13 protein-coding genes are annotated in these 14521 nt (G+C 70.8%); 6 read left to right on the top strand and 7 right to left on the bottom strand.

Translation table 11 applies throughout. The annotated features are described in order from the left end of the window. Positions 1-73: 73 nt before the first annotated feature. The 4 genes from ACYU7L_RS12500 to ACYU7L_RS12485 are packed head-to-tail and all read right to left on the bottom strand — an operon-like array spanning position 74 to position 5181. The gene (locus ACYU7L_RS12500; RefSeq protein WP_460797026.1) at positions 74-1657 is read right to left on the bottom strand and encodes an AMP-binding protein; all 1584 of its coding nucleotides are present in this window, start codon (positions 1655-1657) and stop codon (positions 74-76) included. After that, entirely contained in the window at positions 1654-3153 is a 1500-nt protein-coding gene (locus ACYU7L_RS12495; protein WP_460797024.1) for a class I adenylate-forming enzyme family protein, read from the bottom strand. The genes ACYU7L_RS12500 and ACYU7L_RS12495 overlap by 4 nt, the downstream gene beginning before the upstream one ends. After that, complete coding sequence (locus tag ACYU7L_RS12490) at positions 3153-3917, bottom strand: crotonase/enoyl-CoA hydratase family protein (protein WP_460797022.1); 765 nt, start codon at positions 3915-3917, stop codon at positions 3153-3155. The genes ACYU7L_RS12495 and ACYU7L_RS12490 overlap by 1 nt, the downstream gene beginning before the upstream one ends. A gap of 55 nt (positions 3918-3972) precedes the next feature. Further along, a complete protein-coding gene (locus tag ACYU7L_RS12485) occupies positions 3973-5181 on the bottom strand; it encodes a CaiB/BaiF CoA transferase family protein (RefSeq protein ID WP_460797020.1) in 1209 nt (402 codons plus the stop codon). A gap of 70 nt (positions 5182-5251) precedes the next feature. On the opposite strand from ACYU7L_RS12485, the gene ACYU7L_RS12480 reads away from it, so the two are divergent. After that, complete coding sequence (locus ACYU7L_RS12480; protein WP_460797017.1) at positions 5252-6400, top strand: acyl-CoA dehydrogenase family protein; 1149 nt, start codon at positions 5252-5254, stop codon at positions 6398-6400. Between the two features lie 69 nt (positions 6401-6469). Next, the gene (locus ACYU7L_RS12475; RefSeq protein ID WP_460797015.1) at positions 6470-7231 is read left to right on the top strand and encodes an SDR family NAD(P)-dependent oxidoreductase; all 762 of its coding nucleotides are present in this window, start codon (positions 6470-6472) and stop codon (positions 7229-7231) included. Positions 7232-7314: 83 nt separating this feature from the next. On the opposite strand, the gene ACYU7L_RS12470 is transcribed toward ACYU7L_RS12475, so the two are convergent. Continuing rightward, positions 7315-8484, bottom strand: coding sequence for a thiolase family protein (locus ACYU7L_RS12470; protein ID WP_460797012.1), 1170 nt, complete (start codon positions 8482-8484; stop codon positions 7315-7317). 82 nt (positions 8485-8566) lie between these two features. Here ACYU7L_RS12470 and ACYU7L_RS12465 point away from each other — a divergent pair, with 82 nt between their 5' ends. After that, on the top strand, positions 8567-9475 hold the full coding sequence (locus tag ACYU7L_RS12465; protein WP_460797010.1) for an acyl-CoA thioesterase: 909 nt from the start codon (positions 8567-8569) through the stop codon (positions 9473-9475). 61 nt (positions 9476-9536) lie between these two features. Next, entirely contained in the window at positions 9537-10160 is a 624-nt protein-coding gene (locus ACYU7L_RS12460; RefSeq protein ID WP_460797007.1) for a TetR/AcrR family transcriptional regulator, read from the top strand. An 18-nt stretch (positions 10161-10178) separates the two neighbouring features. Here the strand turns inward: ACYU7L_RS12460 and ACYU7L_RS12455 are convergent, their stop codons facing one another. Beyond that, positions 10179-11219 (bottom strand): phosphotransferase family protein, encoded by a 1041-nt coding sequence (locus ACYU7L_RS12455; protein ID WP_460797004.1) that lies wholly within the window; start codon positions 11217-11219, stop codon positions 10179-10181. A gap of 85 nt (positions 11220-11304) precedes the next feature. On the opposite strand from ACYU7L_RS12455, the gene ACYU7L_RS12450 reads away from it, so the two are divergent. Further along, positions 11305-12606: an acyl-CoA dehydrogenase family protein gene (locus tag ACYU7L_RS12450; protein ID WP_460797002.1), complete on the top strand. Its 1302-nt coding sequence runs from the start codon at positions 11305-11307 to the stop codon at positions 12604-12606. After that, the gene (locus ACYU7L_RS12445; protein ID WP_460796998.1) at positions 12603-13358 is read left to right on the top strand and encodes an SDR family NAD(P)-dependent oxidoreductase; all 756 of its coding nucleotides are present in this window, start codon (positions 12603-12605) and stop codon (positions 13356-13358) included. Before ACYU7L_RS12450 ends, ACYU7L_RS12445 begins: the two co-directional genes overlap by 4 nt. Before the next feature lie 34 nt (positions 13359-13392). On the opposite strand, the gene ACYU7L_RS12440 is transcribed toward ACYU7L_RS12445, so the two are convergent. Next, positions 13393-14520, bottom strand: coding sequence for a nitronate monooxygenase (locus tag ACYU7L_RS12440; protein ID WP_460796994.1), 1128 nt, complete (start codon positions 14518-14520; stop codon positions 13393-13395). Position 14521 lies beyond the last annotated feature (1 nt).

Genomic DNA, 14521 nt, shown 5'->3' with positions numbered 1-14521 from the left:
CACGGGGGAAAGGAGTGACTCCGAGATGATGGGGATCACACTACCACCCGAATCGGTTAGATGAATAGGCCATTTAGCGTGATGGCGGTACGGCTCCGAGCTCGGCTCGGAGCTTGAACTTCTGGACCTTGCCCGCTGGGGTGCGCGGCAGCTCGCTCGCCACGCGCACCAGTTCGGGGGTCTTGTGCCGAGCAGCTCCGAGGTCACGGAAGTGGGAGGCGACCTCGTCGAGCGAGAGGTCGTCCCCCGCGCGGAGCAGCACGAACACGGCGACGCGCTCGCCGTACCGTTCGTCCGGGACCCCGACCGCCGCCGCCTCTGCGACTCGAGGGTGGCGGGCAAGCAGGTCCTCGACCTCTTTGGAGGAGATGTTCTCTCCCCCTCGGACGATGATGTCCTTGAGCCGGTCAGTGATCGTGAGGTAGCCGTCGGGATCCACCCGCCCGACGTCACCGGTGCGGAACCAGCCGTCGGGCGTGAACGAGGCGGCATTGAGGTCGGCGTCTCGGTAGCCGACGAAGAGCTCCGCTCCTCGCGTCTGGATCTCGCCCTCCTCACCACGCGGGAGGACCGCGCCTGACTCGTCGACGACGCGCACCTCGTTGCCCGGCGTGACGCGGCCGTCGGTGCTGGCGCGCAGCTCCAGGGGGTCGTCGATGCTGCCGCAGCTCAGGGTGGGATGCTCGCTGGAGCCGTAGGCACGGTAGGCGACGATGCCGACCGCGTCTGCACGCGCAACCAGGGCAGGGGGCACGCTGGCGCCGCCGACCAGAAACTCGCGCAGCGTCGTGAGGCCCACGTCGCCGCGCTCGCGCGCGTCGAGGAATCCGGCGAGATGGACCGGCGCCCCGGACGTCGCGGTGACCGCGTGCTCGTCGATGAGGCGGGCCGAGACGTCGCCGTTCCAGACGTCCATGGTGACCGTCGGGGTGCCGTGCAGCAGCACACGCATCAGGCCGATGAGGCCGGCGACGTGTCCGGGAGGGAAGACCGCGAGGTGGGAGGAGCCGGGCCCGGTGCCGCTGCGGATGTTGGCTGACTCGAGCTCGGCCAGCAGCGAGCGGTGCGAGTGCTGGACGCCCTTGGGGGCGGCGGTCGTCCCGGAGGTGTAGACCATCAGCGCGACATCGTCGGGCGCCACGTCCGGCACGACGTACGACGCAGAGCCGACGCCGAGCGCGGACCACGCAGTCGCACTCTCGGGCAGAGACTCAGGGGCATCGGTGACGACCACAATGAGCTCCAGCGCGGGCAGCGGGCCAAGGGCGGACAGCATCGCCGTGCAGTCGCGACCACGCCACTCGTGGGCCATCACGAGGACCTTGGCGCCGCTCTCACGCAGGATGAACGCGACCTCCCGGGCGCCGTAGGCCGGCACGATCGGCAGCAGCACGGCGCCGGTCAACGCAGCCGCACTCTGAGCGACGGCACCCTCGAACCAGTTGGGGAGCTGGACCGCGACGACGTCGCCAGGCCGCACTCCCCTGGCCTGGAGCCCCGTCGCGACCGAGCGTGCCTCGCGCACCAGCTCACCGAGCGTGCCGGTGTGGGGCCGGCTCTCACTGGCCACCACGAATACGCAGTCGGCGAACAGATCGGCACCGCGCAGGATCGCCCGCGCAAGGCTGGGCGTCGGGTGGCTGGATGTAGGGCTCACACGGGCACCCGTGTCGTCAGGGACTCCTCGATCCGCTCGAGCAGGTCGACCCTGCTGACCTTGGAGGAGGGGGTGCGCGGCAGCTCGTCGAGCACCACGATGCTCACCGGGACCTCGTAGGGCGTGAGGGTCTCGCGGCAGTGAGCGACCAGCTCCGCCTCGTCCGGGACGGGCTGCCCCGGCTCCAGCTCGACGCCCGCGACCGGGACCTGGCCCAGCCGCTCGTCGGCACGCGGCGCCACAGCGGCCTCACGGACCGAGGGGTGCTTCTCCAGGACCGAGCGCACGTGGTCGGGATGCACCTTGAAGCCGCCGCGGATGATGGCGTCATCGGCACGCCCACGGATCCACAGGAATCCGTCGGTGTCGACCTCGGCGAGGTCGCTGGTGCGCAGCCACTCGTGCTCCCCCACCGGCGTCTGCTTGGAGCGGATCTCGAGGTGCCCCATCTCGCCGGCGGACAGCACGGCTCCGTCCGCGTCGGTGACGCGCAGGCTCACCCCGGGGAGGGCACGCCCGGCGCTACCGGCCTTGGTGGCCCAGTACTTCTCGTGCAGGGGGTAGGTCCACATGGCGACGGCGCCTGCGAACTCGGTGGCGCCGTACGTCGGGAGCACCCGAATGCCGTAGGCCTCGAACATCTCGTCGATCAGCTCCGGCGGGCAGAAGGTGGTGCCCGTGGTGATGACCTGCAGGCTCTCGAGTTGGGCGGGCGAGACCTCCGCACGCAGGATCGAGCGCAGCGCCGCCGGGACCAGACCGGTCGCCCGGGGGCGGTGCCGCACGACGGCACGCAGCCAGGGCTCGAGGGAGAACTTCGCCATCAGCGAGACGCGACGCCCGGCGTAGACCGGACCCAGCGCGCCCCAGAAGCCGCCGATGTGGACGAGCGGGGTGACCACGAGCGTGACCCCGCTGCGGAAGAGCTTCCCCTCGGGCGGCGCGGGCACGCTGGTGGCCAGGGCCGTGTCGAACTGTCGCTCGCCGAGCAGGACGCGCTTGGGCGGGCCCGTGGTGCCGGAGGTGAGCATCTCGACGACCACGCCGGGCGAGCTGTCGGAGGCTGCGGGGGCACGCTCCACGAGCGGACCGGTCGAGTGGACGCCGTCGCGCGACAGCTCCAGCACTCCTCCGCTGGTCACAGCCGCTGCCACGCCCGGGCGTGCGAGGGCCTCGGTCGAGCCCACCACGGCAGGCAGCTCACTGGCGGCGATGTCAGCGGCGAGGCGCTGGGGTGGCTGGAGCGGGCTCAGCGTCACCACGCACCGACCCGAGCCGATCAGGGCGACGAGCACCGCGACATGCTCCGGGGTGTTCTCCAGGATCACGCCGACCCGGGCGCTCTCACCGAGCCCGCGGGCGGTGAGCTCGCGTTCGAGATCACGACCGATCTGCTGCAGCGTCCCCCAGGTGGTCCACTGCTCGTCATACTCGATCGCGTCCGCATCGCCGGGCGCTTCGTCGAGGAGCTGGCGGAACCGGTCGCGGGTGCGCATCAGCGTCCCGTCCAGACCGGGGGCCGCTTCTCGGCGAAGGCGGTGGCACCCTCACGGGCGTCCTCGGAGGTGAAGACCGGCTCCATGATCTCGTTCTGCTTGGACCAGCCCTCCTCGAGCGTCCAGTCTGAGGCCGAGCGCGCGATCTGTTTGGTGACAGCGACAGCCAGGGGTCCGTTGGCGGCGATGATCCTCGCCAGCTCCACCGCACCGTCGAGGGCACCGCCGGAGACGGTGACGCGGTTGACCAGGCCCAGTGAGGCAGCCCGTGCGGCGGTGATCGGCTCGCCGGTCAGCAGCAGCTCGAGCGCGATGGCCTGCGGGATCCGCTGGGGAAGCAGCATCGCGGCCCCGGCTCCCGCAACGAGGGCGCGCTTGACCTCGGGCACGCCGAACATCGACGACTCGCCGGCCACGACCATGTCGCAGGCCAGGAGCAGCTCGAACCCACCGGCGACTGCCCAGCCCTCGACGGCACCGATCAGCGGCTTGCGCGGCGGCCGGGTGGTGATGCCGCCGAGTCCGCGGCCATCGACCACGGGGCTCTCGCCGCGCAGGAACGCCTTCAGGTCCATTCCCGCGCAGAATGTGCCTCCCGCTCCGGTCAGGATGCCCACACGCAGCTCGTCGCTCTCGTCGAGCTCGTCGACGGCCGCGGCGATGCCCTGGGCCACAGCGCCGTTCAGCGCGTTCTTGGCCTCGGGGCGGTTGATCGTGATGATCTGGACGCCTTCGCGACGCTCCACCAGCACCTCGTCTGACATAGCGGTCCCCTGTCCTGCTCGTTGAGTCATGGTCGATGCTGCCCGGTGCCCGGGCTCAGCCTTGCTGGACGGCGCCGGCCGACACCAGCGTCTGGATCTCGTCCGCCGAGAAGCCCGCGCGCAGCAGGGCCATCTCGGTGTCGTCACCGGAACGCCGCGCCGCACTGGGCTCGAGTCCCGGCGAGCGGGAGAAGCGCGGGGCGACCCGTGGCTCGTGGCCGTCCCCCGCCGGTGACCGGCCGAAGACGCCGCGGGCCGCCATGTGCGGGTGATGCGGAGCCTCCTCGAGCCCCAGCACCGGTGAGACGCACGCGTCGGTGCCCTCGAAGACGGTCGTCCACTCGTCGCGGGTGCGGCTCGCGAAGGTGTCGGCGAAGAGCTTGCGGTGGGCGGGCCAGTGCTCCTGGTCGAGCTGGTCGCCCTCGGCAGTGACCCCGAGACCGCGGAGCAGGGCCGCGTAGAACTGAGGCTCGATCGCGCCGACTGCGACGTGCCGGTCGTCGGCACAGCGATAGGTGTCGTAGAAGGGCGCGCCCCCGTCGAGGAGGTTCGCCTCGCGGCGGTCCTCCCACGCTCCCGTGGCGTGCATGCCGTAGATCATCGTCATCAACGACGCGGCCCCGTCGACCATGGCGGCGTCGACGACCTGTCCACGGCCGCTGTTCTGCCGCTCGTGCAGGGCAGCCAGCACACCCGTGAGGAGATAGAGAGCCCCGCCCCCGAAGTCGGCGACCAGGTTGACTGCCTGGCGAGGTTTATCCGCCGATCCAGAGACATGCAAGGCTCCGGTCAACGCGGCGTAGTTGATGTCGTGCCCGGCGACCTTGGCAAGCGGCCCGTTCTGGCCCCACCCTGTCATCCGGCCGTAGACCAGACGAGGGTTGCGGGCCTGACAGTCCCCGGGCCCGATGCCCAGCCGCTCGGCCACGCCAGGACGCCAGCCCTCGATGAGGATGTCGGCCCGCTCGACCAGTCGCAGCACCACCTCGCGGCCCTGCGGGTGCTTGAGGTCGACACCGATGGTGGTGCGACTCCGGTTGAGACCGTCGGAGGCCGCCACAGCAGGCCCACCGCCACCGGGACGGTCCACGCGGACCACCTCCGCGCCCAACTCGGCGAGCAGGAGGCAGGCGAACGGTCCGGGGCCGATCCCCGCCATCTCGACCACGCGGAGCCCACTCAGAGGGCCACCCGTAGTCGAGGCTGCGTACCCTCCGTCGGAGGCGATCGAGGCGTCCGCGGCGGACGGCTGCACGTCGTTCATGACGGGAACGCTAGCACATAATCAGTTTACTGATTAAACTGTCGTAACGACATTTTTGAAGGGATCCCAGATGGCTGCATCACGCACGGTCTTCACCCCCGAGCACGACGAGTTCCGCACCCTGGTCCGGGAGTTCCTCGCCCGCGAGGTCGCGCCCCATCACGAGGAGTGGGAGCGCAACGGCCAAGTCGACCCCTCGGTCTACAAGGCCGCCGCTACCGCCGGGGTGCTCGGCTTCTCCGTCCCCGAGGAGTACGGCGGGATGGGGGTCGACGACTTCCGCTACAACGCGATCGTCGCCGAGGAGTTGGCCACGTCGGGGCTCAGCGGCCCCGCCCTGACCCTGCACAACGACATCGTCGCGCCGTACCTCCTGCGCCTGACGAGCGAGGAGCAGCGCCAGCGATGGCTTACCGGCCTGGCCGCGGGCGACCTGACCTTCGCGATCGCGATGAGCGAGCCCGGCGCCGGCAGCGACCTCGCCGGCATCCGCACCTCCGCGGTCAGGGAGGGCGACGAGTGGGTGATCAACGGCCAGAAGACGTTCATCTCCAACGGCATCCTGTCCGACGCCGTGATCGTCGTGTGTCGCACCGACCCCGAGGCCGGCCACAAGGGCTTCTCGCTGATCGTCGTCGAGCGCGACACCCCCGGTTTCGAGCGCGGCCAGAAGCTCAAGAAGATGGGCCACCACGCCCAGGACACGGCCGAGCTCTTCTTCTCCGACTGTCGCGTCCCGGTGACGAACCTGATCGGCAAGGAGGGCCGTGGCTTCTACCACCTGATGGAGAACCTCCCCTCCGAGCGACTCTCGATCGCGATCTCGGCGATCGCGGGCGCCGAGCGCACGCTCGAGCAGACCCTGGAGTACGCGAAGTCGCGCGAGGCCTTCGGCCAGGCGATCGGGTCCTTCCAGGCCAACCGGTTCACGATCGCCGAGATGTCCACCGAGCTCGACATCGCCCGGATCTATGTGGACGAGTGCATCCGGCGGGTCCTCGACGACTCGCTGACCGCCGTCGACGCCGCCAAGGCCAAGTGGTGGTGCACCGAGCTGCACAAGAAGGTCGTGGACCAGTGCCTGCAACTGCACGGCGGCTACGGCTACATGCTGGAGTACCCGGTGGCCAGGTCCTACCAGGACGTCCGCATCTCCACGATCCTCGGCGGCACCACCGAGATCATGAAGGACCTGATCGGTCGCGACCTCGGCTTCTGAGTCCGGTCGGCACGAGCTACGCCCGATTCACCCCGAGTCGGCCCGAACAGACACAGGAAAGAGATCTGCATGGACATCAAGGGCAAGCTGGCCATCGTCGTCGGAGGGGCCTCCGGCATGGGCCGAGCCTCGGCCGAGGCTCTCGCCGAGCGCGGCGCGAAGGTCGCCATCCTGGACAGGCCCGGCGGGTCGGGCGAGGAGATCGCCTCCGCCATCGACGGCAGCTTCCACGCCGGCGACATCACCGACCACGCCGGCATCGAGACCGCGCTGCGTACGGCGGTCGATCAGCTTGGCGGACTCCACATCGCGGTGAACACCGCCGGCGGCGGCATCGTTGGCAAGACGCTCGGCAAGCAGGGCCCCCACCCTCTCGCGGACTTCGAGTCGGTGATCAACCTGAACCTCGTCTCCACCTTCAACCTCAACCGGCTGCAGGCCGAGGCGATGAGCCAGGGCGAGCCCGACGAGGACGGCGAGCGCGGCGTCATCATCAACACCGCCTCCATCGCCGCCTTCGAGGGCCAGATCGGCCAGGTCGCCTACTCCGCGGCGAAGGCCGGCATCGCCGGGATGACGCTGACGATGGCCCGCGACCTGGGCAGCTTCGGCATCCGCGTGCTCGCCATCGCGCCGAGCCTCTTCGCCACCGGGGCCGTCGCCGGCCTGCCGGACGACATGATCCCGCCGCTGGTGGCCGGCAACGCCTTCCCCAAGCGGATGGGTCGCCCCGACGAGTACGCCAAACTCGCCGTCGCGATCGCCGAGAACGGCATGCTCAACGGCCAGTGCCTGCGCCTCGACGCGGGCATGCGCTTCGCGCCTCGCTGATCGCGCCTCCGGCACAAAGCATCACGCCCAGCGCCGACCCGGTCTCCCGGTGCGGCCCTGGGCGTGATCTGTTGGGGCCCTGGTCAGAGGACCTCGAGCACGACCGCTCCACCCTGGCCGCCGGCGGCGCACATCGACGCGACGGCGATCCCGCCGCCACGGCGCTTGAGCTCGTGCACGAGCGTGGTCACCATCCGCGCCCCAGAGGCGCCCACCGGGTGGCCCAGGCTGCAGCCGCTGCCGTGCACGTTGACCTTGGCCTCGTCGATGCCCAGCGTCTTGCAGGCCGCCACGGGGACCGAGGCGAAGGCCTCGTTGATCTCCCACAGGTCGACGTCGGCCACGGTGAGCCCGGCACGCTCGAGGACCAGCGGGATGACCTCCACCCCTCCCATGCCCGTACGACGCGGCTCGACGCCGATGGCCGCCCACGCGAGGACCTTCGCCAGCGGCGTCAGCCCCTGCTCGGCGGCGAGCTCGTCGCTGACGACCATGACGGCGGCCCCGGCGTCGTTGATGCCGGAGGCGTTGCCGGCGGTGATCGAGAAGCCGTCGATCTCCGGGTGCAGGCCCTTGAGGCTGGCCAGCTTCTCGGCGGTCGAGCCGCGGCGCGGCTGCTCGTCGACGGCGAACTCGACCACCGCGCCGTCCGCCTGGGTGACCTTGACCGGCACGATCTCGTCGTCGAAGGTGCCGGCGTCGATCGCCGCGACGGCGCGCTGATGCGAGCGCAGCGCCCAGGCGTCCATCTCCTCGCGGGTGATGCCCACCTCCTGCGCGACGTTCCAGCCGACCGAGAGCGTCACGTCGTCGGTGGCGTCGTCGGCGTAGGTAAACGTGGGCCGCAGCCCGATGTGCGGCTGCTCGGCTCCAGGAACACGCCATGCGGTCTGCGGCGCGGTCGAGCTCGACTGGACGCCGCCGGCGATGACGGCCCGGTCCATGCCGGCGCGGATGCTGGCCGCCGCATTGCCGATCGCGGTCAGCCCGCCAGCGCAGTGCCGGTTGACCGACTGGCCGGGGACCCGCAGCAGGCCGGCGGCGTGCGCGGCGTGGCGAGCGGTGTCGCCACCGCCGTAGAGCTCCTCGGCCAGGATCACGTCGTCGACGCTGTCGCCCGACAGGCCGGAGCGGGTGAGCGCCTCGGAGACGACCAGCGCGGCCAGCTCCTCGGCGGGGGTGTCGCGCAGCGTGCCCTTGTAGGCCACGCCGATCGGGGTGCGTACGGCGCTGACGATCACTGCTTCGGTCATGGGAGCTCCTACATCGGCGAACGGTTTAATGATATTACTGTATCCAGCCCGAGCAGGGCACTCAACACTCGGAGGCGCCGACATGACCAGCAGCCCCTTCACCGCAGCCGCCACGCCTGCCGCTACGCCGACCTCCGCCGTCCCGGGAGTCACGGAGATCCTGCGGCTCCAGCCGCTGGGCCCGCTGAGGTTCCGCGGACGCACCCAGCCACCTCCGGCGCGCCGGACCTACGGCGGGGAGGTCGCGGGCCAGGCGGTCGCGGCCGCCGGACGCACGGTGCCCGAGGACCGCCACATCCACTCGATGCACATGCACTTCCTGCGCCCCGGCGACACCACCGTTCCGATCGACTTCGAGGTGACCGAGGTCCGCGACGGGGGCTCGTTCACGGCGCGCCGCGTGGAGGCGGTCCAGAAGGACAAAGTCATCTTCACCGGCACCGCGTCGTACCAACGCAGCGAGGACGGGCTGAGCCACCAGGTCCCCGTTGTCCACGCGCCCGACCCGGACGAGGTCGCGCCACCCGAGGAGATGTTCGCCGACGACCCCGACAACCTGCAGTGGGTCCACTGGCTCTCCGAGGGCAGCCAGGTCGAGATCCGCTTCCCCGAACTCCCCGCTCGCGCCGCCGCCGCCCAGGGCCACCCACAACCGCCCACGCAGCGGGCCTGGCTCCGCCTGCGCCGGCCGGTCGAGGGCGGCCGTCGCGAGCAGGACGCAGCGCTCGCCTTCGTCTCCGACCTGCTGCTGCTCTCGAGCGCGCTCGGTCCGCACGAGCTGACCCTGCAGGGCGGACAGCTGCAGTTCGCGACCGTCGACCACACGGTGTGGTTCCACCACCCGGTCCGGCTGGACGAGTGGTTCCTCTATCAGCAGGAGAGCCGGTGGGCCGGCGGAGCCCGCGCCCTGGCCCACGGCGAGGTCTTCGACCGTGAGGGGCGTCTGTGCGCGACCACGATGCAGGAGGGCCTGCTCCGACTTCGGGGCTGACCTCCAGCGCGAGCGGCAGAACGTCGTTCTGACAGGCTCTGATGCCGGTTAGGATCAGCAGATGATGTCCAGCGATGGCGCGACCACGCGCGCCGAGGAAGCCGTGCGGCGCAGCCTGCGCCGTCGCCAGGATGCCGCCGAGGCGGAGGTCGCGCGTCTGATCGAGGCCGGCCGCGACCTCCTCGGCGCCGGCGGTGAGCCCAAGGTCGCCGAGATCGTCAAGACAGCCAAGGTCTCGATCGACGCGTTCTACCGCTACTTCGGAAGCAAGGACGAGTTCGTCGCCGCGGTCGCGGAGGACGGCGCGGCCCGCGCAGTCGACTACGTCGCGGCGAAGATGGCGGAAGCCTCCACCCCGCAGGCACGTCTGCGCGCGGCAGTGGCGGCCCTCATGAGCCAGGCGAGCAAACCCGAGCTCGCCGCCGCCAGCCGCAACATCCTGGGGAGGTCGGGCGCACGCGTGCAGACGCCGACCGGTCGGCAGAGCTTCGCCTCCAGGCTCGCCGCACAGCTGGCACAGACGCTGGAGGAGCTGGGCGCGAGCGACGCCTCGAGGGACGCCACCCTCGCCACCCACGCGCTCGTCGGTGTCCTGGAGGGGTTCGTCTGGAGCGACACCTCCCCCACCGACGAGGACATCGACCACGCCGCCCGGTTCGTCCTCAACGCCGTCCGTCCGGGCTGAGAACCCGCCCGAACGGGTTCAGTCCAGCGCGGCCATCGCCTCGTCGAGCAGCCGCGGCACGCCGGCGACCATCCGCTGCAGCGCGGGAGGCATCTCCCCGCCCTTGCGACCACGTTTGAGCAGCAGGGCGGTGGCGGCCGCCTCCTTGAACTTCGTGAGCGCGTCGAACCACTCCATGTCGGCGAGCGGTGAGCCCGACGCCTTCTCGTACGCCGCGATCAGCTCCGCCTTCGAGGGCGTTCCCGCGGACTCCCCCGGCTCGGCTGCCGGGTGCGCCGCCTCGTCGGTGAAGAAGGTCAGCCACGTGACGTCCATCCGAGGGTCACCGAGCGCCCAGATCTCCCAGTCGATGATGGCGGTGACCCGCTCGCCCTCGCACAGGGTGTTGCCGAGCCGGTAGTCGCCGTGCGTGAGGACCGGACGCATCGCCGGCGGCACCGTGGCCCGCAGCGCGGCGGCGCAGCGCACGTACTCCCCCTGCAGGTCGGCCGGCACGGTCTCGAAGGCCCGGACCCATCGCGCGATCTCGTCCTCGATGGTCATCACCAGCTCGGCGTCGGCGCCGGGCCCGCTCCCGGCCAGGTCGATCGAGGCAGGGTCGACGCAGTGCAGCTCCGCCAGCGCCCGCGCCGCGTCGTACGCCCGAGCCCGCACGACCGACTCCGGCTGCCGCTCGGCAGCAGGCTGCAGGACCGGCTCCACGCACTCGCCGGCGACGAGGTTCATCGCGAGGTACGGCGGAACGGCCGGCGGGTCGCCGGCGTCCTCGAAGAGCGAGCGCGGGATCCGGACCGGGGTGTCCGCCAGGGCGTGCATCAGGCGGGCCTGGCGCAACACGTCGCGGTTGCGGACCGGCGCCAGGCCGGGCGGGGCGACCTTGAGGACCAGCCGCTCCTCCTCGGCCACGACACCTCCCAGCGACAGCAGATAGGTGAGGCTCGAGGACCCGCCGGCGAGCGGCACGAGGTCCGTGACCGACGCGCCCTCGCGCCAGTGCGACACACCGTGCTCCAGCCGTGCACGGAGACCCTCGATGAGCTCCTGCTGCGTCGTTGTCATCTGCCACCTTCGTCCGTTGCGATCCTGGGTTGTCATAGTCAGAATACGGTTCTACTCTTGCAGAACACAACGCTAGGGAGCACACATGTGGGACTTCTCCGTCGACCCGGACTTCCAGGCCCAGCTCGACTGGATGGACACCTTCGTCCGGGAGGAGTGCGAGCCGCTCGATCTGCTCTTCCCCCACGGCGGTGACCCCTACGACGTGGAGAACAAGGCGGCACGGGCCGTCCTGGCCCCGTTGCAGCAGCAGGTCCGGGCCGAGGGCCTCTGGGCCTGCCACCTGGGACCCGAGCTCGGCGGTCAGGGCTACGGCCAGCTCAAGCTCGCGCTGATGAACGAGATCATCGGCCGCTCCTACTGGGCGCCCACGGTCTTCGGCACCGCAGCGCCCGACACCGGCAACGCCGAGATCCTGGCGATGTTCGGCACCGCCGACCAGAAGCAGCGCTTCCTGCAGCCCCTGCTCGACGGCACCATCGTGTCGTGCTTCTCGATGACCGAGCCGCAAGCCGGCTCCGACCCCAAGGAGTTCGTCTGCCAGGCGTGGCGCGACGGTGATGAGTGGGTGATCGAGGGCGAGAAGTGGTTCTCCTCCAACGCCCGGTACGCCGCCTTCTTCATCGTGATGGCGGTGACCGATCCTGACGCACGCCCCCACGAGCGGATGTCGATGATCGTGGTGCCCGCGGAGACACCGGGGATCGAGATCCTGCGCAACGTCGGGACGCTAGGCGAGCGCGACGACCTCGACGAGGGCATCCACGGCTACGTCCGCTACCACCAGGTGCGAGTCCCCCTCGACCACATGCTGGGTGGCCCCGGCGGGGGCTTCAAGGTCGCGCAGGCCCGTCTCGGCGGTGGCCGCGTCCACCACGCGATGCGCACCGTGGGCCAGGCGCGCCGCGCGTTCGACATGATGTGCGAGCGCGTCCTCTCGCGCCGCACCCAGGGCGAGCGGCTCGCGGACAAGCAGTCCGTGCAGCACATGATCGCCGACTCCTGGATCCAGCTCGAGCAGTTCCGGCTGCTCGTCATGCGGACCGCCTGGCGCATCGACAACGAGCCCCACGGCGCCGCCCGCACGGATATCGCGATGTGCAAGGTGGCGATGGCGCAGGTCAAGCACGACATCATCCAGCGCGCCCTGCACCTGCACGGCTCCCTGGGCACGACGCTGGAGATGCCGCTTGCCCAGTGGTGGGCGGAGGTGCCGCAGCTGGCGCTCGCCGACGGTCCGACCGAGGTGCACCGCACGACCGTGGCCAAGCAGCTGCTGCGCGGCTACGAGCCCGCGCCCGGCCGGTTCCCGACCGAGCACATCCCGACCCGGCTGGCAGCAGCACGCCAGAAGCACGCCGTCGTCCTGGCGGAGCACGGGCTGTGAGCGACTACGACGGGACCCCGTTCGATCTCACCGGCAAGGTCGCCCTGGTCACCGGGGGCAGCCGCGGACTGGGGCGGGAGATGGTCCTGGCCTTCGCCCGGGCCGGCGCTGACGTGGTCATCACCTCCCGCAAGCTCGACGCGTGCGCGGAGGTCGCCCGTGAGGCGGAGTCGCTCGGGCGTCGGGCCCTGCCGGTCGGCTGCCACGTGGGGCACTGGGACGAGATCGGGGCGCTCGTCGAGCATGCCTACGACGCCTTCGGCCGGGTCGACGTGCTGGTCAACAACGCCGGCATGTCCCCCGTCGCCCCCTCCTCGGAGGAGACCACCGAGGAGCTCTTCGACAAGGTCGTCGGCGTCAACTTCAAGGGACCGTTCCGGCTGACGTCGCTCGTGGGAGCGCGGATGGCGCGCGGCGACGGCGGGTCGGTGATCAACGTGTCCTCGACCGGTGCGCTGATGCCCCAGCCCACCTTCGGGCCGTACGCCGGGTCGAAGGCCGGGCTGAACACGCTGACCGACGTGTTCGCCCGGGAGTTCGGCCCCAAGGTCCGGGTCAACACGCTGTCGGCGGGGCCCTTCCTCACCGACATCGCCGACGCCTGGCCTGAGGAGGCGCGGACCCGGACCCGCAGCGCGCTGGGCCGGCCCGGCAATCCCGAGGAGATCGTCACCACGGCGCTCTACCTGGCTAGCCCCGCCTCGTCGTACACCACCGGCGCGCTGATCCGGGTCGACGGCGGCCTCTACTGAGGCTGCGCGGTTAAGGCCGGCCTCGCTGCCGGCCTCAGTCGCCGAGGCTGCCCACGAGCCGCTCGGTCGCGGCGATGTAGTCCTCGGCCATCTCCAGCACGACGTCACGAGTCGACTTCGTGCTGTTCATCAGGCCCACGCCCTGGCCCACCCAATAGGTCGCGAGAGCCTGGGCGCCGGCGTCCCCCTTGTCGGCGAGCGTGTCGATGCGCCGCAGGCTGGGCTCGCTGAGCCACGACTGCAGCGGCATCGGCAGCGTGTCGGGGCTTCCTGGGCCGTCCCAGGCGGCGGTCCAGTCGGACTTGAGCTGGCGTGACAGCTTTCCGGTGCGGCCCTTCGAGCGCACCGTGTCGCGCGAGGAGGCAGCCAGCATCTTCCGCACGGTGTGCGGGGCCGTCTCGGCCTCCGGGGTGGTGAGCCAGACCGAACCGGTCCACGCCCCCGCGGCACCCAGCGCCACGGCGGCCGCCATCTGTCGGCCCGTGACGATCCCGCCGGCCGCGAGAACGGGCACGTCGCCGTACGGCCGGATCGCCTCGACGACTTCCGGTACCAGCACCATCGTGGTCACCTCGCCGCAGTGACCGCCGGCCTCGGTGCCCTGCGCGATGATGATGTCGACACCGGCCCGGACCTGCTTGACCGCATGTTCCTTGGCGCCCACCAGCGCGGCGACCGGGATGCCGGCAGACTTGGCTGCCTCGATCATGTACGACGGCGGCACGCCCAGGGCGTTCGCGATGAGCTTGATCGGGTGGCGCATCGCCACCTCGAGCAGCATCTCCCCCTTCGTGTCGCTCATCCCCTGACCGACCACCTGCGCGACGGCCTCCTCGGCGGCCTCGAGACCGTGCTCGCGCAACAGCTCCGCGACGAAGCGCTTGTGCTGGTCGGGGACCCGCGCGAGAAGGTCCTCGGGAGTGATCCCCTGGCCCTTGCCCTCGAACTTCTCGGCCGCGACGATGTCCGCGCCGTAGGGCCGCCCGTCCACGTGGTCGTCGATCCAGGCCAGCTCGGCCTCGAGCTCGTCGGCAGTGTGGCTGGACGCGCCGAGCACACCGAACCCGCCGGCGTTGGTGACCGCCGCGACGACATCGCGGCAGTGACTGAAGGCGAGTAGGGGGATCTCGATGCCGAGCAGGTCGCAGATCGGTGTCTTCACA

The sequence above is a fragment of the Nocardioides pacificus genome (assembly GCF_054775955.1).
Note: the sequence above shows the minus strand (reverse complement) of the source record. Positions and strands in the feature narration are given on the sequence as shown.